The sequence below is a fragment of the Streptomyces sp. NPDC032126 genome (assembly GCF_055580085.1).
Genome location: NZ_JBVIMA010000001.1, coordinates 1,470,670 through 1,496,241, shown reverse-complemented (window position 1 = coordinate 1,496,241; position 25,572 = coordinate 1,470,670). Strand labels below are relative to the sequence as shown.

Here is a 25,572-nt window from a genome sequence, read left to right as displayed (position 1 = left end):
CGACGACCGACCACCGACCACCGACCCGGCAACGCCACCTCACCGGCCCCCACACACAGACCCCGTAATCCCACCCCACCGGTCCCCATACACTGACCTGCACCCCACCGGCCCCCAGCCGACCCCGACCGGCAAACCCGTCTCGCGGCCGCGCGCGGAGCCTCATCCCGGAGCTGATCACGTGAATTCGCGCACCACCAGTGCGTTCGCCCTTCCCGACCGTCTCTCCCCCAAGGCCGATCCGGCGCTGATCGGGGGCGACGAGGCGCACTTCGCGGCGCTCGCGGAGTGCCTGGAGCGGTCGGTCGCCGAGCTGACCGCCCAGCTCGAAGCCGCCCGCAAGGCGCCCGGCGGCATCGGCCGGCAGGCGCTGGACCGGGACCTGGAGATCCACCGGCTGACCGCTCGCCTGCGCACCCTGCGCCGCTACGGCCTGGACCTGTGCCTCGGGCGCATGGTGGGCGCCGACGACCCCGAGCCCGTCTACGTCGGTCGGCTCGGCCTGACGGACGGCGAGGGCCGCCGGCTGCTGGTCGACTGGCGCTCCCCGGCGGCCGAACCGTTCTTCGCGGCCACCCACGCCCACCCGATGGGCCTGGCGAGCCGCCGCAGATACCGCTGGACCGGCGGCCGGATCGGCGACTACTGGGACGAGGTGTTCACCCCGGACGGCCTGGTCGGGCATGCCGCGCTCGACGACCAGTCGGCGTTCATCGCAAGCCTGGGCAGCGACCGTTCGCCCCGGATGCGGGACGTGCTCGGCACCATCCAGGCCGACCAGGACGCCATCATCCGCGCGGAGTCCCGGGGCGCCCTCGTCGTCGACGGCGGCCCCGGCACCGGGAAGACGGTCGTGGCCCTGCACCGCTCGGCCTACCTCCTGCACGCCGACCCCCGTCTCGGTCACCGGCGCGGCGGCGTGCTGTTCGTCGGTCCGCACCGGCCGTATCTGACGTATGTCTCGGACGTTCTGCCGAGCCTCGGCGAGGAGGGGGTGCAGACCTGCGTCCTGAGGGATCTCGTCGCCGAGGGAGCGACCGCGCAGGCCGAGACCGACCCGGAGGTGGCCCGCCTGAAGTCGTCCGTGGGGCTGGTGCGGGCGATCGAGAAGGCCGTCAGGTTCTACGAGGAGCCGCCCACCGAGGGGATGATCGTGACGACCCCCTGGTCGGACATCCCGCTCGGCGCCGCCGACTGGGCCGAGGCGTTCGACGCGGCGGAAGGCGCGCCGCACAACGAGGCGCGCGGCCAGGTCTGGGAGGAGCTGCTCACGATCCTGGTGGACCGGCACGACGGCGACGCCCCGGAGAACCTGCTCCGCAAGTGGCTGCGCCAGCACCGGGAGTTGCTCACCGCCTTCAACCGGGCCTGGCCGCTGCTCGAAGCGGCCGATGTCGTCGGCGACCTGTGGTCCGTACCCGCCTATCTGCGGATGTGCGCCCCCTGGCTCGGCCCGGACGACGTCCGCAGGCTGCAGCGCGCGGAGCCGCAGCGCTGGACGGTGTCCGATCTGCCGATCCTGGACGCGGCCCGGCAGCGGCTCGGCGACCCGGAGGCGGCGCGCCGCAAGAGCCGGCACGACGCCACGGTCGCCGCCGAACGCGAGCGCATGACCAAGGTCGTGGACGATCTGATCGCGGTCGCGGACGACGAGTACGGCATGGGCCTGGTGACCATGCTGCGCGGCGAGGACTTCCAGGACGCGCTGGTCGACGAGACCGCGTTGCCGAGCGCGGACCCGGACCGGCTCGCCGGCCCGTTCGCGCACATCGTGGTGGACGAGGCGCAGGAACTGACCGACGCGGAGTGGCAGATGCTGCTGCTGCGGTGTCCGTCCCGGAGCTTCACCATCGTCGGGGACCGTGCCCAGGCCAGGCACGGTTTCACGGAGTCGTGGCGGGAGCGGCTGGAGCGGGTCGGGTTCGACCGGATCGAGCTGGCCTCGCTGAGCGTCAACTACCGGACGCCGGAGGAGATCATGGCGGCGGCCGAGCCGGTCATCCGGGCGGCCCTGCCGGACGCGAACGTGCCGGCGTCCATCCGCAGCGGCGGCGTCCCCGTGGTCCACGGGCCGGTCTCCGATCTGGCCTCGGTCCTCGACGGCTGGCTCGCCGCGCATCCCGAGGGGACGGCGTGCGTGATCGGCGATCCCGCGTTCCGGTCGACGTCCCGGGTACGGTCCCTGCCCCCGGAGCTGTCGAAGGGCCTCGAATTCGATCTGGTCGTCCTGGTGGATCCGGAGAGGTTCGGCGAGGGGGTCACGGGGGCGGTCGACCGCTATGTGGCGATGACCCGGGCGACCCAGCAGCTCGTCGTCCTCACCCGTTCCTGACCTGCCCGCACCGACGCGCGTCGGCGGCCCGGGGATGGTCATCCGCCGCCGGGCAGGCGGGCGCTCGCCAGGAGGGTGCCCGTCCCGGTGGTGAGGGTCGTGGTGCTCGCGGTGCCGGGGTCGACCGGGGCGGGGGCGGCCCAGTAGCCGTAGCCGTCCCTGAGGGTGAAGGAGCCCAGGGTGACCTGGGTGCCGTCGGGCCGGCTGAGCCGGCAGGTGACCTCGGCCGTGGTGCCGTCGTCCAGGTCGACGGACATGTACAGCCAGCCCTCGGGGCCGGGGTGGGCGTAGACGGTGCCGGCCCGCTGGTGGTCCGGGGTGGTGAGGGCCGCCGACACCAGGGCGGGGCCGGACGGGCGGTCCGTGCCGTACCGGCCGGCCGTCCAGCCGGCGAACACGGACACGACGGCCAGCGCGAGAGCGACGGCGGCCAGGCGCAGTCGTGTGAAGGGGCGGCGGCGGGGCGGGGAGAGCCGCAGCCGGTCCAGGACCCGGGTCTCGAATCCCGCGGGGGGCTCGCTGCCGGGCAGCAGCCCCAGCAGGCCGTCGCCGACCGGGGTGAGCTGTTCGACCCGCGCGCGGCATCCCGCGCAGTGGTCCAGGTGGGCGATGGCGCGCGCCCGCTCCCGGGCGGGCAGGACGCCCAGGGCCAGCTCGGCTTCGAGCTCCCGGAGCTCCTCGCAGGTCAGGGCCTCAGACATGACGGCCTCGCTCGGTTCCCAGGGCGGTCCGCAGTTTGATCGTCGCGGCCCGGATGCGTGTCTTGGCTGTGCCCAGCGGGATGCCCTCGCGCTCGGCGACCTGCTGGGCGGTCATACCGTAGATCCCGGCCATCACCAGCGCGCGGCCCTGTCCCCTCGGCAGCTCGGCCAGCGCCGCCCGCAGCCGGGCTGCCGACTCCCCGGCCACCGCCCGCTGCTCCGGGGTGTCGGTCATGGCGTCGAGGAGGGCGTCCAGCTCCTCGGGGGTGACGGGGGTGGGGCGGTGGGCGCGCGCGGTGTCGACGGCGAGGTTGTGGGCGATCGTTGTCATCCAGGTCCGCACCGAGCCGCGCCGCGAGTCGTACATCTGGGCGTGCCGCCACGCCCGTTCGAACGCCTGCTGCGCCACGTCCTCGGCGAGCTGGAGGTCGCCGAGGACGGCGAGGGCCACGCCGAAGACGGTGTGCTGGAACCGGCGCACGAAGGCCACCGCGATCGCGGGATCGCCCGTGGCGAGCCCGGCCAGCAGTGCTTCGTCGGTGGCCCGGTCCAGGGACGCACCCATGTGCCGCATACCTCTCCTACGGTCGGACCCCGCCGCAGGGATTGCAATCCGTCCCGGTCGCTTCGCCGTACCTGATGCAGAACGGCATCAGCGGAGGAAGCGGTGAGGAGGTCCCGCCATGAGCGTGACGGGAAGGATCAGCGGGAGCGGGGCGGCGGCCGGGGTGTGCGCGGTGGCGCTGGCCGCCGTGCTCGCGGGGTGCGGGGGCTCGGGCGGCGGTTCGGGAAACGCGTCCCCCACGGAGAAGGGCGGCGGTGCGGCGGGGGCGAAGGTGGTGACCGTGCGGATGACCGACTACCGGCTCACCCTGTCGTCGACGACGTTCACCGCCGGTGACTACACCTTCGAGGCGCACAACGACGGGCACACCAAACACTCGCTGGAGGTCGAGGGCAAGGACGGCGAGAAGCGGCTGCCGAACGACCTCCAGCCCGGGCAGTCGGGGAAGCTGACCATCACCCTCAAGGACGGCGACTACGAGCTGTACTGCCCCGTGGACGACCACAAGGGCCTCGGCATGAAGACCGAGATCACGGTGGGCGGCGGAGGCGGGGGCGGGAGCGAGACCACCTCCCCGGGGAACGGCTACTGAGCGCCTTCTCCGGCCGCCCCGTGGGCAGGCCTCCGGAGCACGGCGGCCTGCCCACCAGGGCTGACGCGGGTCCGGCCTAGACCCTGGGCGCTGCGCAGGCGCCCGACGCGCACGCCGTGAGCCAGGCGTCGAAGTCGGCGTCGTAGGAGGTGCCGATGTCCTGGGCGTAGACGGCGTGGCCGCCCGGGTAGTCGCCGACGCGGAAGCGGGCGAGCATCGCGGCCACATCGTCCGGGTGCCGTTCGATCATGTAGCGCGCCGCGAGGTAGCCCCACGGGTAGGTGCGGACGACGTCGCTGTTGGCGTACGTGCTCTGGAAGAGGGTGCTCAGGGTGTAGGTGTGCTTGCCGGCTTCCTCGACCGCCTGGGTGTCGGTGAGGCCCCGGTAGCTGTAGGAGACGTACTCGGCGATGCCCTCGATCCACCACACGTCCGGAACGGAGATCTGCGCCGAGAAGTCGCCCTTCATGTCGTCCCGGGCGTCGAGATAGTGCGTGTACTCGTGGTTGAGGTTCCAGATCCGTGCCGGGAAGCCGTCGTCGTAGGCCTTCTGGTACATGATCGACACGGGGGTGTTGGCGGGGTCGGCCGGGTTCCCGACCAGGGTGATGCCGCCGTTGTCGGTGTCGACGTCGAAGATCCTTCCGGCGTACGTCTGGTAGTCGGCGCGGCTGGCGAACACCACCAGCTCGATGGTCGATTCGTACTGTCCGGGGATGGGGCCGGTGTCCTTCACGATGCCGTGGACGTACGCGTCCTGGCCCAGCACACTCGCGCAGGCGGCGTCCATCTCCTCGGCGGTCAGCGACTGGGCCCTGAGGGTGTGGGTCGCGTCGCAGGAGTGGGTGAGGGGCAGGGCGGCCTTGAGCAGCTTCGCGCGCAGACCGCACACGCCGTACCAGGAGCAGCGGGCCTGGTCGTAGTAGTCGGCCTGGGACGCCACGGTGACCCAGAGCGGCGCGGTCGGGCCGGTGATCCGCGAGGCCGTGAGGAGCCTGCGGACGTACGGCCGGACGGTGGTCCGCAGCGCGGGGTGTTCGAGGTAACGGCCCACGATCAGACCGGCGTTGGAGACGAGGTAGGACTGGGGGCCGCCCAGCATGTCGCGATGGGCGAGCGCGAAGCGGAAGAGGGTGTCGGCGATGCGCGGGTCGACGGTGACCGCGTCGACGTAGGCGGGGTTCCAATTGCCGCGCCACAGCGGGGTGTAGACGGCGTTGACCGCGGCGAGCATGCTCGGGATCGCGTCGTAGGAGGGGTCGTAGGCGGTGATGATCCGCCGGTACACGCCCAGGTAGCGCGCTTGCTCGTCGGCGCTGTCGGTGAGGATCACCACCTCGCCGAGGACGTCCCCGTTGCCCGAAGTCACTTGCCGGGACCGCCGGTTGGCGAAGAAGCGGTCGAGTCCGCGCCGGGTGGCCGTGGCGAGTGCGGGGCCGTAGGGGCCGACGTCGGTGGGGTGGTTGGACTGCACGTAGTAGCCGGCGCGCAGGAAGAGGACCAGTTGCCAGGTGCGGGCCGAGTTGTCGCCGGGGTACGTCGTGGCCCCGTCGGCGAAGGCGTCGGCCACGGTGACCATCTGCTCCTCGCGGAAGACGTCGTGCGCGGTGCCGCCGGAGACGCCGAACAGTGTGTTCATGCAGCCCGTGGTCGCCGCCTCGACGAAGGCGACCAGCTCCGGCCCGGTGCGGCGGCCGAAGTCGGCGGGATCGCAGTCCGCGCCGGCCTGCGCTGTGCCGCGCGACGGCCGTAACGCGGCGTCGGACCGCGTCGCGTCGAGCGGCGGGAGCCGGTCGGGGCCGACCGGCTCGCGCCGTAGCGCGGGTCGCTCGTCGGGGACGGTGGATGTCGCGGCCCGCAGGGCCGGGCGGGGGGTGGCCTCGGATGTCACGGCCGGGGGCCGGGGGCCGGCCGGGGTGCGCGGGGCGGCCGCGGCCGGTGCGGCGAGGAGTCCGGCCACCGTGACGCACACGGCGAGGCCGCCGACGGCGCGTCCGGGCAGGGTGAGGCGATAACGCATCCGTGCTCCTTCGTGGCAGCTGCGCCTCGGGGGGTGGGGCTGAGACGCGAGTGCACCTTCGCAGCGGGGCACGGCGCGGACAATGCGATGTGACATAGCACTTGCCGACGGTCGGCCATAACGCCGGTGCGCCGAGGGCCGGTTGGCTGTCGGTGGCGTCCGCTAGGGCCTGTCCGGCGGATCAGGTCGCAGGATATCGGCGGGACCTCGTCAGCGCAGGTGAGCGGGGCCTGGTGCGGCCAGCTGCAAGGCGGAGGAGCGCGGCGATGCGGAGCATCGGCAAGCGACGACAACGCCGCAGATGGGCGTGCCAGGCCCCGCGTCTGCGGCATGATCCGCCGGACAGGCCCTAGGGCCGGCTGATGCTCCATGTGCGGGTGGCCCACGCGCGGAAGTGGGGTGACTGGGCGATGAGTGCCCGGTAGGAGGCGGTGGCGCAGGAGAACAGGGTGTCGGCCGCCGCGTCGGCGGGGCCGGTGCGGCGCCAGGTCAGCACGTAACGGCACCACAGGGGGACGCCGGTGAGCGGTTTGACGATGACTCCGGCGGACGGGCGGAGGGTCGCCTGGACGATGGAGACCCCGAGTCCGTCGGCGATCATCGTCTGCAACTGCTGGGGGTCGCCCAGGTATTCATGGACGGTGGCGGGGACGAAGCCGGCCGTCTCGCACGCCGCGTAGAACACCCCCGGCCATCCCGCCCCGTCGTCCGGCGTCACGAACCACGCGTCGTCGGCGAGGTCGGCCAGCGCGACCTCCTGCTCCCGCCGCAGCCGGTGCCCGGCGGCGAGCGCCACGAACGACGGCTCGGTGGCGATGCCGCGATGGGCCAGGGCGGGCGAGTGCCGCAGTTCGCGCCCGGGGTAGTCGGCGGCTATCCCGGCGTCCACCTCGCCGTTCTCCAGGAGCTCGATGATGTCCGAGGTCGCGTAGACGCTGGTCACCGTGACCGCGAGGTCGGGCCTGCGGCCGCGCAGCCGGGCGAGCAGGCCGGGCAGGACGGGCGAGTTGGTCGCGGCCAGCCGCAGGGGACGGCTCGGCTGCGCGTCGGCGGCGGGCCCGCGCCCGATCGCAGCCACACGGGCGAGCACGTCGCGCGCCTGGGCCACCACGTCCGTGCCGTACGGTGTCGGCTCGACGCCGGATGCCCCCCGCTCGAACAGCGGCCGGCCCAGGTGCCCCTCGATGCGCCGGAGCTGACTGCTCAGCGCGGGCTGCGTGTACCCGAGGTCGGCGGCGGCGCGGCCGATGCTGCCGGCGTCGGCGATCGCGCAGAGCACCTTGAGGTGCCGAAGTTCCAGCTCCATGGCGCGGATCGTATGGAGCGGGGGCGGTGCCCCGGAAGGGGGGCCGGGCGTGAGGGCGCGCACGAGCGCGCTTCCAGCGGTCGGCACGGCGGCCGTGGCACGGGCGTGGACGCGACCGGCCTGTGCGTCGGGGGCGCACCCACGGGCGTGAACGCGACCGGCCCGTACGGCGGGGAGCTCACCCCCGATGCCCCGCATGGGTGATCGCCTCACCGTTCGGCGGGCCTTCGCGTGGCGCCGGTACATGACATACGGCGTGCATCACCCGAGGCACCCGGCGTGAGGCCGTGCCGCCGACACGGCGAAACCGGACGGTTGAGCGGGTGAAGCCTGGGCCGTCGCCGTACGGGCGGGGCATGGATAGGTCCCGGCCGTACCCGGCCGGTCCACCGACATGACGCGCTGGAGGCGAGTGATGACCCCAAGAGCCGATAGAGCCGATTCCACCGACGACACAGTCCACCGAGTGCCCGTACTGATCGTGGGCGGTTCCCTGGTCGGCCTGTCCACCTCGCTGTTCCTGGGCCGGCTGGGGGTGCGTCACACCCTGGTGGAGCGCCACGCCGGCACCTCCATCCATCCGCGCGGCCGCGGCAACAACGTCCGCACGATGGAGCTGTTCCGGGTGGCCGGCGCCGAGCCGGGGATCCGGCAGGCCGCCGCGACGCTGGCCGACAACCACGGCATCCTGCAGACGCCCACCCTGGTCGGCGACGCGGGCGAGTGGCTGTTCCGGGACATCGACCCGGGCGGCGGGCTGGCCCGGTTCAGTCCCAGCTCCTGGTGCCTGTGCAGCCAGAACGACCTGGAGCCGGTCCTGCTCGACCAGGCCGTACGGCAGGGCGGCGACCTGCGCTACGCCACCGAGCTGATGTCCTTCGACGCCGACGCCGACGGTGTCACCGCACGAGTCAAGAGCCGGGAGACCGGCGAGCACACCACGATCCGCGCCGACTACCTCGTCGCCGCCGACGGCCCCCGCAGCCCGGTGCGCGAGCAGCTCGGCATCGGGCAGAGCGGCCCCGGCGACCTCTTCCACAACGTCAGCGTCACCTTCCGCTCCCGGCGCCTCGCCGACCTCGTGGGCGACCGCCGGTTCATCGTCTGCTACCTGACCACCCCGGACGCCGACGGCGCGCTGCTGCCCGTGGACAACCGGGAGAACTGGGTCTTCCACGCCCCGTGGCACCCCGAACACGGCGAGAGCCTGGAGGAGTTCACGGACGAGCGGTGCGCCGACCACATCCGCCGTGCGGTCGGGGACATGGGCCTGGACGTGGAGATCACCGGCCGGGCGCCCTGGCACGCCGCCCAGCGCGTCGCCCGCGCCTACCGGTCGGGGCGGGTCTTCCTGGCCGGCGACTCGGCCCACGAGATGTCGCCCACCGGGGCCTTCGGCTCCAACACCGGCATCCAGGACGCGCACAACCTCGCCTGGAAGCTGACGGCCGTGCTCGGCGGCTGGGCCGGCGAGGGGCTCCTCGACACCTACGACGCCGAGCGCCGCCCGGTGGCGGAGGCGACCAGCGCGCGGGCCGCCGCGCGGTCGGTCGAGCACAGCCACCCCGGTTTCGCCCCGCCTCCCGGAGCGGGCGGCGGGGGTCCCCAGCGCGGCATCCTCAACGTGGCCCTCGGCTACCGGTATCCGCAGGGCGCCGTCGTCGGCGGTGACCCGGAGGGCCCGGTCGTCCCGGACGGCCTCGATCTGAGCGGCCGGCCCGGCACCCGGGCGCCCCACATGTGGCTGTCGCACCGCGGGGAGCGGGTCTCCACCCTCGACCTCTACGAGCGCTCGCTCGTCCTGCTCAGCGACGCCGGCGAGGCGGCCGGCTGGCACGAGGCCGCCCTCCGTCTCGCCGAGGAGCTGTCCGTCCCCCTGACGTCGTACCGGATCGGCACCGGATCCGACGCCGAGCTGACGCCCGAGGACGACGCGGACTGGGCGGCCTGTCACAGCACCGCTCCCGGGGGCGCCGTGCTCGTGCGGCCCGACGGGTTCGTCGCATGGCGGTCGGAGGGTGCCGTCCCGGATGCCGTGGCGGAGCTGCGCCGGGTGCTGACGACGGTACTGGCCATGACCTGACCCCGGGACGCGCCGGGCGGCCCAGGGCCGGCGCGCGCCCCGTCCACGGCACCGTCCGCTGTCCGCGTCCGCGCGGCAGCGGACGGTGCCGTTCGTTTTCCGGCCTCAGTTGTCTTGTCGCGGCACCGAATTGACGGCGTGGGAGTTCCGCCATCCGCACCGCGGCGTCACCCGAGCGATCGCCCTGAGTGGCGGCGGGCCGCGTCCTGGCTGACGGTGAATCACGTCGAGGGCGGGTCACCTCAGCTGACAACGCGACAGCTGCCCGTCATCGGCGGAAGGAATGTCAGATGCGCTCTGCTCGCACGATCATGGTCACCGCGGCGGCCTCGGCCGTCCTGGTTCTCGGCGCTCCCGGCGCCTACGCCGCCGGAGGCGACTGGAACCCCGACGACTCCTCCTCTTCCTCCTCGTCCTCTTCTTCCTCCTCGTCCTCCTCGTCCGGCAAGGAGCACGGCAAGGAACACGGCAAGGAGCACGAGGCCGACAGCGGACACGACTCCCCGCACGGCGGCGTGCACACCGGCGGCGGTGCGCTGACCGCGGTCACCCAGGACGCCGGCGGCAGCGCGCGCGACCCGAAGGACCCGGAGACCTACAAGGACCACGGCTCCCAGAAGGACAGCGGCTGGCAGAAGGACGACAGCGGCTCCCAGAAGGACGACAGCGGCTGGCAGAAGGAGGACAGCGGCTCCCAGAAGGACTCCTCGGACTCCTGGAGCGGCGGCGACCACGAGAAGCCGCACGGCGGGATGCACACGGGCGGCGGCGCGCTCGCCTCGCCGACGATGACCGCGGGCGGTCTGGCCGTCCTGGCGGTCGCCGGAACCGGCCTGTACGCGGCGCGTCGTCGCAGGGCCGCCGGAAGCGTGGCCTGACCCATGCCGGATGACATAGCCGCTGCGGCCGCCACGCGCGTGCCGCGTGGCGGCCCGGCCGGCTACCCCGGTGTCCCGGCCGGTCCTCCCGGTGCCCCCTCCGGCACCGCCGGAGTCCCGGCCGGTCCCTCTGCTTCTCCCGGTGCCCCCTCCGGTCCTCCCGGTGTCCCGTCCCTTCCGCTGCCGTGTCCTCGTGAGGTGGTGTCCGATGGCAGCTCGTCCTTCTTCCCCCACCGACAACGAACCGGATCCGGCCCGTTCGGGATCCCGCGCCAACTGGATGATGACGGGGGGCGTGGCCCTCCTGGTGGTGGCCGTGAGCCTGGTCGGCGGCCACGACGAGTCGTCCGACGGCAACTCCCGCCCGGCGCGCCCCGCGACCGTCACCGCGGCCGCACCGCCCGCCGGACAGCCCGTGCGCAAGGGCCTGCCGCGCTCGAAGCCGGTGCGTCTGATCATCCCGAGGATCTCGGTCGACGCCCCGTTCACGCAGCTGTCCCTCGGCTCCACCGGGCATCTGAACCCCCCGCCCGCCGCCGACGTCAACCTCGTCGGCTGGTACGCCGGGGGCGCCTCGCCCGGGGAGGCGGGCACGGCGATCATCGCCGGGCACGTCGACACGGCGACGTCCGCGGCCGTGTTCGCGAACCTCGGGGAGCTCCGCAAGGGTGACGTCTTCCGCGTCGAGCGCGCCGACGGACGTACGGCCTCCTTCGTGGTCGACGACACGGAGACGTTCGCCAAGGACGACTTCCCCGACCAGCGCGTGTACGCCGATACGGCGCAGCCCCAGGTCCGTCTCATCACCTGTGCGGGTGACTACGACCGGTCGGTGAAGGACTACACCGACAACCTGGTGGTCTTCGCACACCTCGCCTGAGCCGTCACCCGCGCAGTTCATACGAGTCGCGCGCCGGTGGGGACGGGCACAGGATCGAGGAACGCTGACGTCGCATCACCGCGGCCGGCGTTCACCTCTGCCCCGCGAAGGAGATGTGCCCGGATGACCACTACGTCCGAACGAGTTGAGACGTCACGCACGCACCATGTGTCGCAGCGGGTCTCCCAGTCCGTGTTCGACGGCTCCCGGCTCCGTGTCGTCCTGCTGGTGGACGTCCACGACGGAGCCCAGCAGCAGTTCCTGGAGGCGTACGAGCAGCTGTGCAACCAGGTCGCGTCCGTGCCCGGGCACGTCAGCGACCAGCTCTGCCAGTCCATCGAGAACCCCTCCCAGTGGCTGATCACCAGTGAGTGGGAGAGCGCCCCGCCGTTCCTCACCTGGGTGAACAGCGAGGAGCACGTGCGGATGGTGCAGCCGCTGCACTCCTGCGTGCGCGACACCCGGTCGCTGCGCTTCCACATCGTCCGTGAGACGGGCGGCGCGGCGGTGGGCGCCGCGCCCGGCGACCGCCGGCTCCAGACGGCGCCCCGGATCGGGGACGGCCTGATCCGGCACGCGCTGACCTTCACGGTCAAGCCGGGCCACGAGGAGACCGTCGCAAAGATCCTCGCCGACTACGCGTCCCCCGAGCCGAAGGTCGACGACACCACCCGGCTGTGCCGCACCTCCCTGTTCATGCACGGCAACCGGGTGGTGCGCGCCATCGAGGTGCGGGGCGACCTGCTCGCCGCGCTGCGCCACGTCGCCCGGCAGCCCGAGGTGCGGGCCGTCGAGGAGGCCATCAACCCCCATCTGGAGCAGGACCGGGACCTCAACGATCCGGAGTCCGCCCGGGTCTTCTTCACCCGTGCGGCCCTGCCCGCCGTCCACCATGTGACGTCGGGCCAGGACAGCGCGCACGCCGAGCGGCACGCGCTGTACTACCCGGCCCGGGAGGGCTGCGGCATGCGGCTGGCCGAGCTGCTCGCCGAGCAGGACTCCGCGGCGGCGGACGACCCGAACGGCCCCGTCCTGCGCAGCACGATCTTCCAGCGGGACGATGTCGTGGTCCGGCTGATCGACGTACGCGGCGGGCTGGAGGCCGCTCCCGGCCCGGCGTTCGGGCTGCGGGACCGCGAACGGGCCGCCGAGCTGGCCGGCCTCCTGGACATGGCGGCCCTCGGTGCGGACGCCTCCGCGCTGAAGGACGGCGCCGCCGACCGTCTCCTCACGCTCGCCCGCATGGACTTCATCACCGACCGCCAGGCTCCCGACGCCTGATGCCGGCGCGCCCGCCGCGGCGGCCCCGTCCCCATGTCATGCAGCACCTGATCGGAGGAACGTCGTGACCAAGCCCCACCCGAGAATCGTGGATCTCAGCGAGGTCGAGCCCAACACCCGCCGCGGCGGCGATCTGCGCGCCCTGCTCACTCCCACCACGGTCGGCTCCACCAGCGGTTTCATGGGCGTGGCCATCGTGCAGCCGGGCGACCGCATCGGTGAGCACTACCACCCGCACTCCGAGGAGTTCATCTACGTGCTGTGCGGGCAGCTGGAGGTGGACCTGGACGGCGAGCCGTACCCGCTCCAGCCCGAGCAGGGTCTGCTGATCCCCGCCTTCATGCGCCACCGCTTCCGCAACGTCGGGAAGGTGGAGGCCCGTATGGTCTTCCACCTCGGTCCGCTGGCCCCGACGCCGCCGGAGGGCCATGTCGACACCGAGGAGACCCCTGCCGTCGCCGAGGTCCGTTCATGACGCGGCGCGTGGCGGTCACCGGCATAGGTGTCGTCGCCCCGGGCGGCATAGGTGTCCCCGCGTTCTGGGATCTGCTGGCGGGCGGGCGCACCGCGACGCGGGGCATCACCTTCTTCGACCCGTCCGGACTGCGCTCCCAGATCGCCGCGGAGTGCGACTTCGACCCGGCGGCCCACGGACTGGACGCGGACCAGATCGCCCGCTGCGACCGGTACATCCAGTTCGCTCTGGTCGCCGGCGAGGAGGCGGTCCGGGACTCCGGCCTCGACCTGGCCCGGGAGAACCCCTGGCGGGTCGGGGTCAGTCTGGGCACCGCCGTCGGCGGCACCACCCGGCTGGAGCACGACTATGTGCTGGTCAGTCACCGGGGCGAGCGCTGGGACGTGGACCACCGGAAGGCGGGCCCGCATCTGCACCGCGCGTTCTCGCCCAGCACGCTCGCCTCCACGGTGGCGGAGCGGTTCGAGGCGCGCGGGCCGGTGCAGTCGGTCTCCACCGGCTGCACCTCGGGGCTCGACGCGGTCGGGTACGCCTTCCACACCATCGAGGAGGGCAGGGCGGACGTCTGCATAGCGGGCGCGTCGGACTCGCCGATCTCCCCGATCACGATGGCCTGCTTCGACGCGATCAAGGCCACGTCCCCGAACAACGACGACCCCGCGCACGCCTCGCGTCCCTTCGACGCCGACCGCGACGGGTTCGTGATGGGCGAGGGCGGCGCGGTGCTCGTCCTGGAGGAGCTCGAACACGCCCGGGCACGCGGGGCGCATGTGTACTGCGAGATCGGCGGGTACGCGACGTTCGGCAACGCCTATCACATGACCGGTCTGACCACCGAGGGCCTGGAGATGGCCCGGGCCATCGAGGTCGCCCTCGACCACGCCCGGCTCGACCCCACGGCGATCGACTACGTCAACGCGCACGGGTCGGGCACCAAGCAGAACGACCGCCATGAGACCGCCGCGGTGAAACGGGCCCTGGGACAGCACGCCTACGCGACGCCCATGAGCTCCATCAAGTCCATGGTGGGTCACTCCCTCGGCGCGATCGGGGCGATCGAGGTCGCCGCCTGTGTGCTGGCGCTGGTCCACCAGGTGGTACCGCCCACCGCGAACTACGAGACTCCGGACCCCGAGTGCGACCTGGACTACGTCCCGCGCGTCGCCCGCGAGCGAGCGCTGGACAGCGTGCTCTCCGTGGGCAGCGGGTTCGGCGGGTTCCAGTCCGCGGTGGTCCTGACCGGGCCGAGGGAGAAGGCACGATGAGCGAACCCCATCCACGGCGCGCGGCCGTCACCGGAATCGGCGTGGTCGCGCCCAACGGAACCAGCACCGAGACCTTCTGGAAGTCCACCAAGGAGGGCATCAGCGTCCTCGACCGGGTCACCCGCGAGGGATGCGAGCAGCTGCCGCTGCGGGTGGCCGGTGAGATCCGCCAGTTCGACCCGTCCGGAGCGATCGAGGAGCGCTTCCTCATCCAGACGGACCGGTTCACGCACTTCGCGATGGCGGCGGCCGACCAGGCGCTGGACGACGCCGGCCTCGGCCGCCGCGAGACGGACGCGGCGCCGTTCTCCGTGGGCGTGGTGACGGCTGCCGGGTCCGGCGGCGGCGAGTTCGGCCAGCGCGAGCTCCAGCAGCTGTGGAGCAAGGGCAGCCGCTATGTCGGCCCGTACCAGTCCATCGCCTGGTTCTACGCCGCCAGCACCGGCCAGGTGTCCATCCGCCGGGGCTTCAAGGGCCCCTGCAGTGTGGTCGCCTCCGACGAGGCCGGCGGTCTGGACGCCCTGGCGCATGCCGCGCGTGCCGTCCTGCGCGGCACCGACATCCTCGTGGCCGGTGCGACCGAGGCACCGCTGGCCCCCTACTCGGGGGTGTGCCAGCTCGGCTACGAGGAGCTGAGCACCGTCGCCGAACCGGACCGGGCCTACCGCCCGTTCACCTCGGCCGCCTGCGGTTTCGTACCCGCCGAGGGCGGCGCCATGTTCGTCGTGGAGGACGAGGCCACGGCCCGGGCGCGGGGCGCGACCGTACGGGCCGTCGTCGCGGGGCACGCGGCGACGTTCACCGGCGCCTCGCGCTGGGAGGAGTCCCGCGAGGGCCTCGTCCAGGCCGTCCGGGGCGCCCTGGACGAGGCCGGCTGCTCCCCCGAGGAGATCGACGTGGTCTTCGCGGACGCGCTCGGCGTGCCCGCGGCGGACCGCGCCGAGGCGCTGGCGATCGCCGACGTCCTCGGCACCCGCGTGCCCGTCACGGCGCCCAAGACCGGCATCGGGCGGAGCTACGCGGCCGCGCCCGTGCTGGACACCGCGGCGGCGGTGCTGGCGATGGAGCACGGCCTGATCCCACCCACCCCCCATGTCTTCGACATCTGCCATGACCTCGACCTCGTGACCGGCCGGGCCCGTGCCGCCGAACTGCGCACGGCGCTGGTCCTGAGCCGGGGGCTCATGGGGTCGAACTCGGCCCTGGTGCTGCGGGCACCGGCCGTGACGGAAAGTCCCTGAAGGAGAGGCACCGCATGAGTGACCGAATCACCGTGGAAGAGCTGTCCGAACTGATGAAGAAGGCCGCCGGCATCGCCGTCGACCCGGACGAGCTCCAGGACCAGTGCGACTCCGGCTTCGATGTCTTCGGCATCGACTCGCTCGGGCTGCTCGGCGTCGTCAGCGAGCTGGAGAAGCGCTACGGGACGGCGATGCCGCCCGACGCGGAGCGTTCCAAGACGCCCCGGCAGTTCCTCGACCTCGTCAACTCCGCTCTGATGGCGGGAGCCTGAGATGTCCGGACACACCCAGAACGAGATCACCATCGGCGCGCCGGTCGACCTGGTGTGGGACATGACGAACGACGTGGCGAACTGGCCGCGGCTGTTCAGCGAGTACGCCTCCGCCGAGATCCTCTCCCAGGAGGGGAACAAGACGACGTTCCGGCTGACCATGCACCCCGACGACAACGGCACGGTGTGGAGCTGGGTGTCGGAGCGGGAGACGGACCGCGACACGCTCACCGTCAAGGCCCGCCGCGTCGAGACCGGGCCCTTCGCCCACATGAACATCCGCTGGGAGTACGAGCCGGTGCCCGAAGGCACCCGGATGGTGTGGACGCAGGACTTCGCGATGAAGCCGGAGGCACCCGTCGACGACGCGTGGATGACGGACAACATCAACCGGAACTCCAAGGTCCAGATGGCTCTGATCCGGGACCGCGTCGAGAAGGCGGCCGCCGAGCAGGGCTACGCGCCCGGCCTGACCGACTGAGCCCTACGGAGGACAGTCCCCATGCATCAAGCCCTGATCGTCGCCCGTATGGCCCCGGGATCGGCCCCCGACATCGCCAAGCTGTTCGAGGAGTCCGACCGGGGCGAGCTGCCCCACCTCGTCGGGGTGGCGCGGCGCAGCCTCTTCCAGTTCGGCGACGTGTACCTGCACCTCATCGAGTCCGAGCGGGACCCCGGGCCGGCCATCGCCAAGGTGGCCGGGCATCCCGAGTTCCGGGACATCAGCGAGCGGCTGACGGCGTACGTCAGCGCCTACGACCCCGCGACCTGGCGTTCCCCGAAGGACGCGATGGCGCACTGCTTCTACCGGTGGGAGCGGGACGCCGCCCCCTGAGCCGTCGCGAGCCGTCGGTCGCCGGGCCCGCGCGCCGTGCGGGCCCGGCGGTGTGTGCCGGTCCGTCAGGAGACGGGGTTCACCGGGACGATGCAGTCGAAGGCGTGGAGGTAGGGGTTGACCGGACGGATCTCGTCGATGACGAGGCCCGCGGCGGTCAGCCGGCGGACCATGCTCTCGGTGGTGTGCTTCGCGCCGCCGACGTTGAGCAGCAGCAACAGGTCCATGGCGGTGCTGAACCGCATCGACGGCGTGTCGTCGACGAGGTTCTCGATGACCACGACCCGTGTGCCGGGGCCGCCCGCCCCGATGACGTTGGCCAGGGTGCGGGCCGTGGAGTCGTCGTCCCACTCCAGGATGTTCTTGATGATGTACACATCGGCCTCGACGGGGATGGCCGCGCGGCAGTCGCCGGGCACGATGCGCACGCGGTCGGCGAGCTCGCCTCCCGGGCGCAGCCGGGGGTCGGCGTTCTCCACGACCTGCGGCAGGTCGAGCAGGGTGCCGCGCATCGACGGGTACTTCTCCAGCAGGCTGGCCACGACGTGCCCCTGGCCGCCGCCGATGTCGGCCACCGAGGAGCTGCCCGACAGGTCGAGGAACTCCGCGACGTCGCGGGCGGACTGGCGGCTGGAGGTCGTCATGGCCCGGTTGAAGACGTCCGCCGACTCGGGGGCGTCCTCGTTGAGGTAGGTGAAGAACTCCTTGCCGTACAGGTCCTCGACGACGTTGCGGCCGGTGCGCACCGCCTCGTCCAGCATCGGCCAGGCGTCCCAGGTCCACGGCTCGGTGCACCACAGGGAGATGTAGCGCAGGCTGTGCGGGTCGTCCTCACGCAGCAGGCGGGACATGTCGGTGTGCTCGAACGTCCCGTCCGGCCGCTCGGCGAACACGCCGTAGCAGGACAGGGCCCGCAGCAGCCGTCGTAGCGGCTGGGGTTCGGTCTTCACCGCCGCCGCGAGGTCCTCCACGGCGAGGGGGCTGTCGCCGAGGGCGTCGGCGACGCCCAGCCGGGCGGCGGCGCGGAGGGCGGCGGCGCACGCCGCCCCGAACACGAGCTCCCTCAGCCGCATGGACGGCGGCGGGGCGGTCTGAGCGGTCGTCATGGCCGCTTCCTTCCTACGAGGTTGGCGGTTCGTGAGCGCACTGACGGGAGTGCGCGGAGGGGGACGGCCGGGGCGGCGGTCAGCACAGTCCCGCGGGCCTGGACGCCCGGCAGGTGTTGCCGTCGAAGGTGTTGCCCTGGCCGGTGTCGGCGTTGACGAGGTCGGCCGGGGAGTTGCCGGACAGCCGGTTGCCGGTGATCCGGTTCTTGTCGCTGGTGGCGCCGACCAGACTCTTGAACAGGACGATGCCGCCCGACATGGGCGAGGTGCCGACGTTGTCGGTGATCACGTTCCGGGTGATCAGGGTGTCCTCGGCGCCGGTCAGGACGATGCCCGAGCCCTGGATGGCGTCCAGGCGGGCGGTCTTGGGGCAGGACTTGTTGTTGCGCGCGATGCGGTTGTCGCGCACGGTCAGAGCGCCGGCCTTGGGCTTGTTCTCGTCCCCGACGACGAAGACGCCCGCGCAGTTGCCGGTCATACGGTTGTCCGCGACGGTGAGGTTGCGCAGGCGGCGGACGGTGACGCCGATCCGGTTGCCTTCCAGGCGGTTGCGCGCGACCACCGTTCCCTGGGTGTCGGCGGCGCCCGCCTCGGCCTTGATGGTGTTGGCGAGGAACAGGCCCGCGTCGCCGTTGTCCCGGGCGGTGTTGCCCCGGAACACGCCGCGCACGGAGTGCTCCTGGGCGATGCCCCACACGCCGTTGCGCACGGCGGCCACGTTGCGCACGGTGAGCCGGTCGGTGTCCGTGGCGTACACGCCGGTCCGGGTGAAGCCGGTCACGGTCAGGGAGGCGACGGTGACGCCCTCGACGGGGTGGTCCTTCGTGCCCACCACGCAGATGCCGTTGCCGCCCTCCGCGCACGTGCCGGCGGCCTTGGTCGCGGACGGTTCGATCACGGTGCTGCGGCCCATGCCCCGCAGGGTCACGCCGGACGTGCTCACCGTGACGCTCTCGTGGAACGTGCCGGAGGTCAGCAGCACGATGTCGCCGGGTCGGGCGGCGTCCACCGCCCGCTGGATGGATTCGCCCGGGGTGACCACATCGATCATGGGGGCGGAGACCGGCGCGGCGGCGCCGATCCCGCTCCCCATGAGCGCCGCGGCGCACGCCATGTAGGCGATATGACATTTCTTCATATTCCGCACGATATGACCCGACCCCTCGCGGACCGGGCGCATCGCCCATCCGGGGGCGTGTCACGGGAGACCTCGACACTCCCGCCCCGGCGGGACACCGGCGCACACTGGAGGGGCACTGGAGGGCTCACACCCGGGAGGAGCCATGGCCCACCTGCGCCGCCACCGCTCCCCCATCGCGGGCCCGCCCCGGGCCGCCCAGCTCAGGGCGCTGCTGGCCGTCCTGGACGAGGCCGTCGCCGCCCAGCGGTCCGCCGACGCCGCGGTGGCCGCCTGCGGCGCCCCGGACGGGGTGAGCGGGCGGGAGGCCCAGGACTGCGGCCGCGCCGGGAGACGGTTCCACACCCTCCAGGGCCGCCTCCGCGAGGTGCCCCTCACCGATGCCGACCTGGTCGAGACCCGGGCGCTCGCCGGACGGCTGCTGGCCTACGACCAGTGGATGCTCCGCCAGGCCATGGACCTGGCCTTCACGGCCCAGCCGGACGCCCGTATCGAGGCCGCGCGCCTCCAGCTCAACGGCCTGGGCCGCCCCGCGGACGACCTGCGGCGGCTGCGGGACGCCCTGCGCCGCGCGAACGCGCAGGTCCTCGGGGCCGGATCCGAGGGCCCACCGGGGATCGCGGCGAGCGACGCGAAACAGAACTGAGTGAGCTCAATTCGAACGGGTACTCGCGCCTCGCATCCCCGTTAAGAGCCCCGCATCCACGTAAGAGGTGATATCGCCCTCATGGAGATCTCAGGCGTTCTCAGTGCCATCGTCATAGGCATTGTCATCGGCGTGCTCGGACGGCTCGTCGTTCCCGGCCGTCAGCGCATCGGCATTCTGTGGACGATCGTGATCGGCATCGTCGCCGCGTTCATCGGAACCGCCGTCGCGTCCGGTCTGGGCGTCGCCGACACCAAGGGCGTCGACTGGGTCGAATGGCTCATCCAGATCGCTCTGGCGGCCTTCGGCGTGGCCGCACTCAGCAAGGTGAAGCTGCGCCGCTGAACGGGCCCGACCAGGGCGCCGACCGAACAAGGATCAAGAGAAGGTGACCGACCACGAGTGACAGCGAGCCACGCAAGGCACCACGCAAGGAACGTTCCTCGTCGCGGCAGGAGTCGTCCGACCAACGCGTGTCCGCCCCCGAGGCGATGCGCTCGGCCATCGAGCAGCTGAGCCAGCTGCTGGGACGGGCCCCGGAGTCGGTCTCCTCGCTGAAACCGACGGAAGAGGGCTGGGAAGCCGAGGTCGAGGTCGTGGAGCTGGAGCGCGTACCGGAGACCACCAGCGTCATGGCGAGCTACCAGGTCGTCCTGGACCCCGAGGGGAAGCTGCTGGCGTACGAACGAGGGCGCCGCTACTCGCGAGCGCAGATCGACAAGCAGGACGGCCGCAGGTAGAGGGCCGTCCCACACCGGAAGGAAAGACACCGTGACCGTGGTACCGCAGGGCAACGGTGGCGCAGTGCCCGGAACCGCCGGCGGCGGTTCGGGGAATCTCTACGACGTCCTGGAGCTCGTCCTGGACCGGGGGCTGGTCATCGATGCCTTCGCCCGGGTGTCCCTGGTGGGCATCGAACTGGTGAAGATCGACGCACGCGTCGTCGTGGCCAGTGTCGACACCTACCTCCGCTTCGCCGAGGCGTGCAACCGGCTGGACCTGGAGTCCGGCCGCAAGGCGCCCGCGCAACTGTCCGACATCGTCGAGGGCACCACCGAGAGCGGCGCCCATGGCAAGGCCAAGGGGGCACTGACCGGCGCGGTTCAGGCCGTCACGGAGTCCCTCGGGAAGAAGCGCGACGACGAGGACGACGACCGTGAACGGCGGCCGAAGCATGCCGAACGGAGCTCCAGCCGCCGCTCCTCAAGGGACCGGGAGGAGTGAGCCAGTCCATGTCCCTCTACATCTACGCGATCACCAAGGACACCCACCCGCTGCGCCTGGACGGTCTGGAGACCGTCGGGGGCACGGACACCAAGCTGCGCGCCATACACAGCGGCTCCCTCTGCGCCGTCGTCAGCGAGGCCCCCGCGGACCTCTCCGTCGCGCGCCACGACCTGGAGGCGCATCACGAGGTGCAGCGGCGGCTCTGGGAGGACGGCCCCACCCTGCCGCTGGGCTTCGGTTACGTGGCCGAGGACGAGGACGGCGTCCGTGCCGTGCTGGACGAACGGGCCGAGGCGTTCGAGCAGCGCCTCGACGAGCTCGCCGGGCGCGTGGAATTCAACGTCAAGGCGATTCCGGACGAGGACACCGTCCTGCGCACCATCCTTCAGGAGAACCCGCAGGCCCAGGAGCTCAACGAGCGAACCCGTGAGGGCGGCAGCTACGAGGACCGAATGGCGCTCGGCCAGCTGGTGTCCGAGGAGATCCAGCGCCGCCAGGCGGCGCTCGCCGAGGAGGTACGGGCGGCGCTCCAGCCGCTCACCCTCGCCGAGAAGCTCGCGTCCCCGTCCCAGTCGTACGCCCTGAACGCCGCCTTCCTGGTCGACGACGACAAGTCCGAGGAGTTCGCCCGGGCCGGACAGGAACTGGCCGACCGCTACGGCGAGGCGGTCGAGCTGCGGATGCGCGGACCGCTGCCGCCGTACAGCTTCGTGTGAGGGCCTCATGGGACTGATCACCGAGATCCTGGCGCTGCCCGCCGCTCCTGTGCGGGGCGTCCGCTGGGTCCTCGACAAGGTCGTCCGGGCGGCCGAGGAGGAGTACTACGATCCCGCGCCCGTGCAGGAGGCGCTCGTGGAGCTGGAGCGGGCGCGGCAGGAGGGCCAGGTCGACGACGAGGAATTCGCACGCCGTGAAGAGCAACTGCTGCACCGCCTGCAGGAGATCAGCGCCTATCAGGCGCAGCGCCGAGGATGACAGCGCGGTCTCCGAGGCCGGGCAAGGAAGGAAAGAAGACGTGTCATGAACAACGCCAAAGTCGGCGCAGCTGTCCTGGGTGGATATGTGCTGGGCCGGACGAAGAAGGCCAAACTCGCGCTGAGCCTGGGCGCCCTGCTGGCCGGCTCGCGGATCAAGCCCGGGCAGCTCGGCAAGGTTCTCCAGGAGTCGCCCTTCCTGAACACCATCACCCAGCAGGTGCGTACGGAGCTGACGGACGCGGGCAAGGCCGCCGCGACGTCCGTGATGGACGCCAAGGCGGACACGCTGGCCGGCGCCCTGCACGAGCGCACCGCCCGGCTGTCGGAGAAGGCGCATCCCGACGGCGAACGCGAGGCCGACGCCGAGGAAGAGGACGACGCGGCAGCGGAAAAGGAAGAGACGGACGCGGACGAGGACACCGGACCGGACGAGGAAGCCGCCCAGGAGTCCCCCAAGGCGCGGCGCACCACGGGCGCGAAGGGCGGACGGTCCGGCGGCCGGAAGACCTCCACCACCTCCCGCTCGCGCAGCGGCGCCTCACGATCGAGGAGTACCGACGATGGCTGAGCGCAAGGCGAGCGCGCGCGGCTCCTCCGCCCCCGCCAAGGCGGACGGCGCAGCGCGCCAGGCGAAGAGTTCGAGCACCGATCGGCTGAAGGAAGAGCTGGAGCACTACATCGAGGCCCGGCTCCAGGTGATGCTGGAGGGGGTGGGCCGGCGCATGGGCGAGGGCGCACGCCGGCTGGGGGAGGCGCACCTCCCCAGCGCCCAGGGGCTGGCCACCGCCGTGGCCGGGGGCGGCAAGATGCTCCGCGAGCACCTCCCGTCGGGGGCGGATGTGCTGAAGGCGACCGCGTCGCAGACCAAGGACGCTGTGCTCCAGAAGGCGCAGGACGTCACCGGGAAGGGAGAGGGCCACAGCGGCGAGAAGGCTCCCGACGCCGCGGGCAAGGGGCTGACCATCATCGAGGACATCGACGTGGGCGTCCCCGTCCGCGAGGCGTACAACCAGTGGACCCAGTTCCAGGACTTCGCCCGGTTCTCCAAGGGGGTGGTCCAAGTCGAGCAGGAGGACGAGACCACCACCAAGTGGCATGTGAAGGTCGCCAAGGCGAGCCGCCGCTGGCAGGGCGTCATCACCGAGCAGATCCCCGACGAGCGGATCGCCTGGACGTCCGAGGGCGAGAAGGCGACCACCAAGGGCGTCGTCACCTTCCACCCGCTCGGCGACAACCTCACCAAGGTGCTGCTCGTCCTGCGGTACTTCCCCAAGGGCATCGTCGAGCGGACGGGCAGCCTGGTGCGGGCGCAGGGCCGGCGCGCCCGGCTCGACCTGAAGCTCTACCGCACCTTCGTGATGCTGCGCGGCGAGGCCACCGGCGGCTGGCGCGGCGAGATCCGCGACGGCGAAGTGGTCGACGAGGCCGAGGACGCCCAGGACGAAGCGGAGGAAGAGGAGCCGGAGGAGGCCGACGAGCGGTACGACGACAAGGCTCGCGCCGAGGACGAAGACGAAGAAGCGGGCGAAGAGGGCGAGGAAGAGGACGAGAACGAGGCCCGCGACGAAGACGAAGAAGCGGGCGAGGAAGAGGACGAGGACGAGGCTCGCGCCGAATACGAAGACGACGAGGACGAGGCTCGCGACGAGGACGAAGAGGAAGACGAGGAAGACCGGGAAGACGACGAAGACGAAGAGGACCGGGACTGGGAGGAGGACGAGGAGCAGACGCCCGACGACACCGAGGAAGCACCCCCGAGGTCCCGCCGACGCCGTGGGTGACCGCCGACGCCCGACGCAGTGTGAATCGAGGTCGAGTGTGCCGTGACCGAATCCGACTCCGCCGTCCCCACTCGGGCCTTCTCCCCCTACGGTCAGGAGACCGGCGCGAATCTCGCCGACATCCTCGAACGCGTGCTCGACAAGGGCATCGTCATCGTCGGTGACATCAAGATCAACCTTCTCGACATCGAGCTGCTGACGATCAAACTCCGTCTGCTGGTGGCCTCGGTCGACAAGGCCAGGGAGATCGGTATCGACTGGTGGGAGCACGACCCCGCCCTGTCCTCGCGCGCCGACGGCGACCGGCACACGCTCGAAGAGCAGAACCGGCGTCTGCGGGCCGAGGTGAAGGAGCTGCGCGAGCGCGTCGCGCACTCTCCCGCCGAACTCCCCGAACGCGAGGCGAGCGACCGTCGCTCCCGCTCGTCCAAACGCGACCCCGACGCCCCGCCGAAGCGTGCCACCGACGCGGCACCCAAACGCGCCCGGCGCAAGGCGGCCGATGACGAGGACGGAGGCACGGAGTCGTGAACGAGCGGCTGAGCTACGCCTACGCCGTGCTGCCGGCCACCGCCCCGGTGGAGCCGCAGGCGCTGGCGGAGGTCCGAGGGGTGGCGCAGGCACCCGTGCGGCTGGTCACCGCGGGCGAGGTGGCCGCCGCGGTCAGTCCGGTGCCCGGTGAGGAGTTCTCCGAGGCGGCCCTGCGGACGCGCCTGGAGGACCTCCAGTGGCTGGAGACGACCGCCAGGGCGCACCACCTGGTCATCGAGACCCTGGCCGCCCACACCACGGTCCTCCCCCTGCGGCTGGCGACGGTCTACCTGGGCGAGGACCGGGTCCGCGGGATGCTGAACGAGCGCCGGGAGGAGTTCGCCGCCCTGCTGGATCGGCTCGCCGGCCATGTGGAGTGGGGTGTGAAGGTGTACGCCGAGGTACCGGCCTCCTCCTCCGCTCTCCCGCCGTCGGGCGATCCGGCCGGCGACCCCGATCCCGGACGCGCCTATCTGCGGCAGCGCAGGCGCCAGCACCAGTCCCGCGAGGACGTCCGGCGGGCCGCCGAGGAAGCCGTACGGCGCACGGAACTGGAGGCCAGGGGCCTCGCGGTGGAGCGTGCCCGGCACCGCCCGCAGCAGGGCAACCTCGCCCCCGTCCCCGGCGAGAACGTCGCCAATGACGCCTATCTGGTCCCCAGCGGTCTGGGCGAGCGGTTCCGCGAGCGGATGGAGCACGCCGCCGAGGGCCTTCCGGGGGTACGGGTCGAGGTCACCGGCCCGTGGGCGCCGTACTCCTTCGCCCTGCCTCCCGTACGGCCGGGGGCGACGCAGCGGTGACCGACTTCGGCATGGACGTCGACCGCCCGATCAGCCAGCGGCAGGTGGCGCTGATCGACCTGCTGGACCGGCTGCTGAGCGGAGGAGTCGTGATCACCGGTGATCTGGTCCTGTCGATCGCCGACATCGACCTGGTGCGGGTCTCGTTGCGGGCGGTCGTGGAAGGCGTACGCGAGCGGGCGGAGGAGCAGTGGGAGCCCCTCGCGCCCGCGCGGACGACGAGGGGATACGGCGGCGCCCATGACGTATCCGGCTGACCGGCGACCTCCCGACCGGCTGAGGGAAGTGGCCGACGCCGCGTCCCGCGCGTTCTCGTTGCTGCCCGCCCGCCCCGACGACATCGCCGCGCCGCCCGCGGGCCGGGGCGCGGCACGGCGTCTGCGCACGGACCCGGAGACGGTGGAGCGGGACCTGGTCAGACTGGTTCTCACGGTCGTCGAGCTGTTGCGCCAGCTCATGGAGCGGCAGGCGCTGCACCGGGTGGACGAGGGCGATCTGACCGAGGAGCAGGAGGAGCAGCTGGGCCGGACCCTGCTGGCCCTCCATGACGCCATGACCGACCTGTGCGGGCGCTACGGCCTCACCCTGGAGGACCTCAACATCGACCTGGGGCCGCTGGGCCCGTTGCTGCCTCCGTGAG

General features: G+C 72.2%; 29 protein-coding genes and 1 pseudogene. 24 read left to right on the top strand and 6 right to left on the bottom strand.

The genetic code is table 11. From position 1 onward, the window contains the following. The first annotated feature begins 181 nt into the window (after positions 1-181). Positions 182-2,332, top strand: a complete 2,151-nt coding sequence (gene helR, locus ACZ5NW_RS06385) for an RNA polymerase recycling motor ATPase HelR (protein WP_468742561.1) — start codon at positions 182-184, stop codon at positions 2,330-2,332. A gap of 38 nt (positions 2,333-2,370) precedes the next feature. Here the strand turns inward: helR and ACZ5NW_RS06380 are convergent, their stop codons facing one another. Both ACZ5NW_RS06380 and ACZ5NW_RS06375 read right to left on the bottom strand, forming a co-directional pair. Continuing rightward, positions 2,371-3,033: a zf-HC2 domain-containing protein gene (locus ACZ5NW_RS06380; RefSeq protein WP_468742560.1), complete on the bottom strand. Its 663-nt coding sequence runs from the start codon at positions 3,031-3,033 to the stop codon at positions 2,371-2,373. After that, complete coding sequence (locus ACZ5NW_RS06375) at positions 3,026-3,607, bottom strand: RNA polymerase sigma factor (RefSeq protein WP_468742559.1); 582 nt, start codon at positions 3,605-3,607, stop codon at positions 3,026-3,028. The genes ACZ5NW_RS06380 and ACZ5NW_RS06375 overlap by 8 nt, the downstream gene beginning before the upstream one ends. Before the next feature lie 109 nt (positions 3,608-3,716). Here ACZ5NW_RS06375 and ACZ5NW_RS06370 point away from each other — a divergent pair, with 109 nt between their 5' ends. Continuing rightward, positions 3,717-4,190 carry a cupredoxin domain-containing protein gene (locus ACZ5NW_RS06370; protein ID WP_468742558.1) on the top strand — a complete coding sequence of 158 codons (474 nt, stop codon included), beginning with the start codon at positions 3,717-3,719 and terminating at the stop codon, positions 4,188-4,190. Positions 4,191-4,266: 76 nt separating this feature from the next. On the opposite strand, the gene ACZ5NW_RS06365 is transcribed toward ACZ5NW_RS06370, so the two are convergent. Both ACZ5NW_RS06365 and ACZ5NW_RS06360 read right to left on the bottom strand, forming a co-directional pair. Next, on the bottom strand, positions 4,267-6,210 hold the full coding sequence (locus tag ACZ5NW_RS06365; RefSeq protein ID WP_468742557.1) for a collagenase: 1,944 nt from the start codon (positions 6,208-6,210) through the stop codon (positions 4,267-4,269). A 349-nt stretch (positions 6,211-6,559) separates the two neighbouring features. Continuing rightward, positions 6,560-7,516, bottom strand: coding sequence for a LysR family transcriptional regulator (locus ACZ5NW_RS06360; protein WP_468742556.1), 957 nt, complete (start codon positions 7,514-7,516; stop codon positions 6,560-6,562). Between the two features lie 415 nt (positions 7,517-7,931). On the opposite strand from ACZ5NW_RS06360, the gene ACZ5NW_RS06355 reads away from it, so the two are divergent. The 10 genes from ACZ5NW_RS06355 to ACZ5NW_RS06310 all read left to right on the top strand — a co-directional run bounded on the left by ACZ5NW_RS06355 (position 7,932) and on the right by ACZ5NW_RS06310 (position 16,726). Next, complete coding sequence (locus ACZ5NW_RS06355; protein WP_468742555.1) at positions 7,932-9,599, top strand: FAD-dependent oxidoreductase; 1,668 nt, start codon at positions 7,932-7,934, stop codon at positions 9,597-9,599. A gap of 290 nt (positions 9,600-9,889) precedes the next feature. Then, on the top strand, positions 9,890-10,477 hold the full coding sequence (locus ACZ5NW_RS06350) for a hypothetical protein (RefSeq protein WP_468742554.1): 588 nt from the start codon (positions 9,890-9,892) through the stop codon (positions 10,475-10,477). 208 nt (positions 10,478-10,685) lie between these two features. Then, positions 10,686-11,357 (top strand): class F sortase, encoded by a 672-nt coding sequence (locus tag ACZ5NW_RS06345; RefSeq protein ID WP_468742553.1) that lies wholly within the window; start codon positions 10,686-10,688, stop codon positions 11,355-11,357. A gap of 123 nt (positions 11,358-11,480) precedes the next feature. Continuing rightward, entirely contained in the window at positions 11,481-12,638 is a 1,158-nt protein-coding gene (locus ACZ5NW_RS06340; RefSeq protein WP_468742552.1) for a SchA/CurD-like domain-containing protein, read from the top strand. A gap of 88 nt (positions 12,639-12,726) precedes the next feature. Continuing rightward, a complete protein-coding gene (locus ACZ5NW_RS06335) occupies positions 12,727-13,113 on the top strand; it encodes a cupin domain-containing protein (protein ID WP_468743005.1) in 387 nt (128 codons plus the stop codon). Then, positions 13,110-14,378 carry a beta-ketoacyl-[acyl-carrier-protein] synthase family protein gene (locus tag ACZ5NW_RS06330; protein ID WP_468742551.1) on the top strand — a complete coding sequence of 423 codons (1,269 nt, stop codon included), beginning with the start codon at positions 13,110-13,112 and terminating at the stop codon, positions 14,376-14,378. The genes ACZ5NW_RS06335 and ACZ5NW_RS06330 overlap by 4 nt, the downstream gene beginning before the upstream one ends. Then, complete coding sequence (locus tag ACZ5NW_RS06325) at positions 14,375-15,619, top strand: ketosynthase chain-length factor (RefSeq protein ID WP_468742550.1); 1,245 nt, start codon at positions 14,375-14,377, stop codon at positions 15,617-15,619. Before ACZ5NW_RS06330 ends, ACZ5NW_RS06325 begins: the two co-directional genes overlap by 4 nt. A 14-nt stretch (positions 15,620-15,633) precedes the next feature. Beyond that, positions 15,634-15,891: an acyl carrier protein gene (locus tag ACZ5NW_RS06320; protein WP_468742549.1), complete on the top strand. Its 258-nt coding sequence runs from the start codon at positions 15,634-15,636 to the stop codon at positions 15,889-15,891. Between the two features lies 1 nt (position 15,892). Beyond that, positions 15,893-16,372: an SRPBCC family protein gene (locus ACZ5NW_RS06315; RefSeq protein ID WP_468742548.1), complete on the top strand. Its 480-nt coding sequence runs from the start codon at positions 15,893-15,895 to the stop codon at positions 16,370-16,372. 21 nt (positions 16,373-16,393) lie between these two features. Beyond that, positions 16,394-16,726 (top strand): TcmI family type II polyketide cyclase, encoded by a 333-nt coding sequence (locus tag ACZ5NW_RS06310; RefSeq protein ID WP_468742547.1) that lies wholly within the window; start codon positions 16,394-16,396, stop codon positions 16,724-16,726. A 65-nt stretch (positions 16,727-16,791) separates the two neighbouring features. Here the strand turns inward: ACZ5NW_RS06310 and ACZ5NW_RS06305 are convergent, their stop codons facing one another. Together ACZ5NW_RS06305 and ACZ5NW_RS06300 are read right to left on the bottom strand one after the other, a co-directional pair. Next, the gene (locus ACZ5NW_RS06305) at positions 16,792-17,832 is read right to left on the bottom strand and encodes a methyltransferase (protein ID WP_468742546.1); all 1,041 of its coding nucleotides are present in this window, start codon (positions 17,830-17,832) and stop codon (positions 16,792-16,794) included. Between the two features lie 79 nt (positions 17,833-17,911). After that, on the bottom strand, positions 17,912-18,970 hold the full coding sequence (locus tag ACZ5NW_RS06300) for a right-handed parallel beta-helix repeat-containing protein (protein WP_468742545.1): 1,059 nt from the start codon (positions 18,968-18,970) through the stop codon (positions 17,912-17,914). A gap of 145 nt (positions 18,971-19,115) precedes the next feature. Between ACZ5NW_RS06300 and ACZ5NW_RS06295 the strand changes: the two genes are divergently transcribed. From ACZ5NW_RS06295 to ACZ5NW_RS06240, 12 genes and pseudogenes are all read left to right on the top strand, one after another. After that, positions 19,116-19,616, top strand: a complete 501-nt coding sequence (locus ACZ5NW_RS06295; RefSeq protein WP_468742544.1) for a hypothetical protein — start codon at positions 19,116-19,118, stop codon at positions 19,614-19,616. Between the two features lie 81 nt (positions 19,617-19,697). Next, a complete protein-coding gene (locus ACZ5NW_RS06290; RefSeq protein ID WP_468742543.1) occupies positions 19,698-19,961 on the top strand; it encodes a GlsB/YeaQ/YmgE family stress response membrane protein in 264 nt (87 codons plus the stop codon). Positions 19,962-20,047: 86 nt separating this feature from the next. Next, positions 20,048-20,356: pseudogene (gene gvpO / locus ACZ5NW_RS06285) on the top strand (gas vesicle protein GvpO); the annotation flags it as partial. A gap of 37 nt (positions 20,357-20,393) precedes the next feature. Next, positions 20,394-20,840, top strand: coding sequence for a gas vesicle structural protein GvpA (locus ACZ5NW_RS06280; protein WP_468743004.1), 447 nt, complete (start codon positions 20,394-20,396; stop codon positions 20,838-20,840). Positions 20,841-20,848: 8 nt separating this feature from the next. After that, the gene (locus ACZ5NW_RS06275; protein ID WP_468742542.1) at positions 20,849-21,559 is read left to right on the top strand and encodes a GvpL/GvpF family gas vesicle protein; all 711 of its coding nucleotides are present in this window, start codon (positions 20,849-20,851) and stop codon (positions 21,557-21,559) included. 7 nt (positions 21,560-21,566) lie between these two features. Continuing rightward, the gene (locus ACZ5NW_RS06270; protein WP_468742541.1) at positions 21,567-21,818 is read left to right on the top strand and encodes a gas vesicle protein GvpG; all 252 of its coding nucleotides are present in this window, start codon (positions 21,567-21,569) and stop codon (positions 21,816-21,818) included. A gap of 45 nt (positions 21,819-21,863) precedes the next feature. After that, a complete protein-coding gene (locus tag ACZ5NW_RS06265; protein ID WP_468742540.1) occupies positions 21,864-22,388 on the top strand; it encodes an ABC transporter substrate-binding protein in 525 nt (174 codons plus the stop codon). Further along, positions 22,381-23,601, top strand: coding sequence for an SRPBCC family protein (locus ACZ5NW_RS06260; RefSeq protein WP_468742539.1), 1,221 nt, complete (start codon positions 22,381-22,383; stop codon positions 23,599-23,601). Before ACZ5NW_RS06265 ends, ACZ5NW_RS06260 begins: the two co-directional genes overlap by 8 nt. A gap of 42 nt (positions 23,602-23,643) precedes the next feature. After that, a complete protein-coding gene (locus ACZ5NW_RS06255; protein WP_468742538.1) occupies positions 23,644-24,132 on the top strand; it encodes a gas vesicle protein in 489 nt (162 codons plus the stop codon). Then, positions 24,129-24,932: a GvpL/GvpF family gas vesicle protein gene (locus ACZ5NW_RS06250; protein ID WP_468742537.1), complete on the top strand. Its 804-nt coding sequence runs from the start codon at positions 24,129-24,131 to the stop codon at positions 24,930-24,932. Before ACZ5NW_RS06255 ends, ACZ5NW_RS06250 begins: the two co-directional genes overlap by 4 nt. An 11-nt stretch (positions 24,933-24,943) precedes the next feature. Then, entirely contained in the window at positions 24,944-25,189 is a 246-nt protein-coding gene (locus ACZ5NW_RS06245) for a gas vesicle protein (protein ID WP_468743003.1), read from the top strand. Beyond that, on the top strand, positions 25,173-25,571 hold the full coding sequence (locus ACZ5NW_RS06240) for a gas vesicle protein K (protein ID WP_468742536.1): 399 nt from the start codon (positions 25,173-25,175) through the stop codon (positions 25,569-25,571). The genes ACZ5NW_RS06245 and ACZ5NW_RS06240 overlap by 17 nt, the downstream gene beginning before the upstream one ends. The last annotated feature ends 1 nt before the right edge of the window (position 25,572 follow it).

What these genes read in the sequence shown, in the direction of transcription:
- ACZ5NW_RS06300 (WP_468742545.1), bottom strand. Translation starts at nt 18,970, where the DNA reads ATGAAGAAATGTCATATCGCCTACATGGCGTGCGCCGCGGCGCTCATG.
- ACZ5NW_RS06305 (WP_468742546.1), bottom strand. Translation starts at nt 17,832, where the DNA reads ATGACGACCGCTCAGACCGCCCCGCCGCCGTCCATGCGGCTGAGGGAG.
- ACZ5NW_RS06260 (WP_468742539.1), top strand. Translation starts at nt 22,381, where the DNA reads ATGGCTGAGCGCAAGGCGAGCGCGCGCGGCTCCTCCGCCCCCGCCAAG.
- ACZ5NW_RS06310 (WP_468742547.1), top strand. Translation starts at nt 16,394, where the DNA reads ATGCATCAAGCCCTGATCGTCGCCCGTATGGCCCCGGGATCGGCCCCC.
- ACZ5NW_RS06350 (WP_468742554.1), top strand. Translation starts at nt 9,890, where the DNA reads ATGCGCTCTGCTCGCACGATCATGGTCACCGCGGCGGCCTCGGCCGTC.
- ACZ5NW_RS06290 (WP_468742543.1), top strand. Translation starts at nt 19,698, where the DNA reads ATGGAGATCTCAGGCGTTCTCAGTGCCATCGTCATAGGCATTGTCATC.
- ACZ5NW_RS06365 (WP_468742557.1), bottom strand. Translation starts at nt 6,210, where the DNA reads ATGCGTTATCGCCTCACCCTGCCCGGACGCGCCGTCGGCGGCCTCGCC.
- ACZ5NW_RS06340 (WP_468742552.1), top strand. Translation starts at nt 11,481, where the DNA reads ATGACCACTACGTCCGAACGAGTTGAGACGTCACGCACGCACCATGTG.
- ACZ5NW_RS06325 (WP_468742550.1), top strand. Translation starts at nt 14,375, where the DNA reads ATGAGCGAACCCCATCCACGGCGCGCGGCCGTCACCGGAATCGGCGTG.
- ACZ5NW_RS06375 (WP_468742559.1), bottom strand. Translation starts at nt 3,607, where the DNA reads ATGCGGCACATGGGTGCGTCCCTGGACCGGGCCACCGACGAAGCACTG.
- ACZ5NW_RS06360 (WP_468742556.1), bottom strand. Translation starts at nt 7,516, where the DNA reads ATGGAGCTGGAACTTCGGCACCTCAAGGTGCTCTGCGCGATCGCCGAC.
- ACZ5NW_RS06345 (WP_468742553.1), top strand. Translation starts at nt 10,686, where the DNA reads ATGGCAGCTCGTCCTTCTTCCCCCACCGACAACGAACCGGATCCGGCC.
- ACZ5NW_RS06330 (WP_468742551.1), top strand. Translation starts at nt 13,110, where the DNA reads ATGACGCGGCGCGTGGCGGTCACCGGCATAGGTGTCGTCGCCCCGGGC.
- ACZ5NW_RS06270 (WP_468742541.1), top strand. Translation starts at nt 21,567, where the DNA reads ATGGGACTGATCACCGAGATCCTGGCGCTGCCCGCCGCTCCTGTGCGG.
- ACZ5NW_RS06315 (WP_468742548.1), top strand. Translation starts at nt 15,893, where the DNA reads ATGTCCGGACACACCCAGAACGAGATCACCATCGGCGCGCCGGTCGAC.
- ACZ5NW_RS06240 (WP_468742536.1), top strand. Translation starts at nt 25,173, where the DNA reads ATGACGTATCCGGCTGACCGGCGACCTCCCGACCGGCTGAGGGAAGTG.
- ACZ5NW_RS06275 (WP_468742542.1), top strand. Translation starts at nt 20,849, where the DNA reads ATGTCCCTCTACATCTACGCGATCACCAAGGACACCCACCCGCTGCGC.
- ACZ5NW_RS06380 (WP_468742560.1), bottom strand. Translation starts at nt 3,033, where the DNA reads ATGTCTGAGGCCCTGACCTGCGAGGAGCTCCGGGAGCTCGAAGCCGAG.
- ACZ5NW_RS06370 (WP_468742558.1), top strand. Translation starts at nt 3,717, where the DNA reads ATGAGCGTGACGGGAAGGATCAGCGGGAGCGGGGCGGCGGCCGGGGTG.
- ACZ5NW_RS06245 (WP_468743003.1), top strand. Translation starts at nt 24,944, where the DNA reads ATGGACGTCGACCGCCCGATCAGCCAGCGGCAGGTGGCGCTGATCGAC.
- ACZ5NW_RS06295 (WP_468742544.1), top strand. Translation starts at nt 19,116, where the DNA reads ATGGCCCACCTGCGCCGCCACCGCTCCCCCATCGCGGGCCCGCCCCGG.
- ACZ5NW_RS06265 (WP_468742540.1), top strand. Translation starts at nt 21,864, where the DNA reads ATGAACAACGCCAAAGTCGGCGCAGCTGTCCTGGGTGGATATGTGCTG.
- ACZ5NW_RS06320 (WP_468742549.1), top strand. Translation starts at nt 15,634, where the DNA reads ATGAGTGACCGAATCACCGTGGAAGAGCTGTCCGAACTGATGAAGAAG.
- ACZ5NW_RS06355 (WP_468742555.1), top strand. Translation starts at nt 7,932, where the DNA reads ATGACCCCAAGAGCCGATAGAGCCGATTCCACCGACGACACAGTCCAC.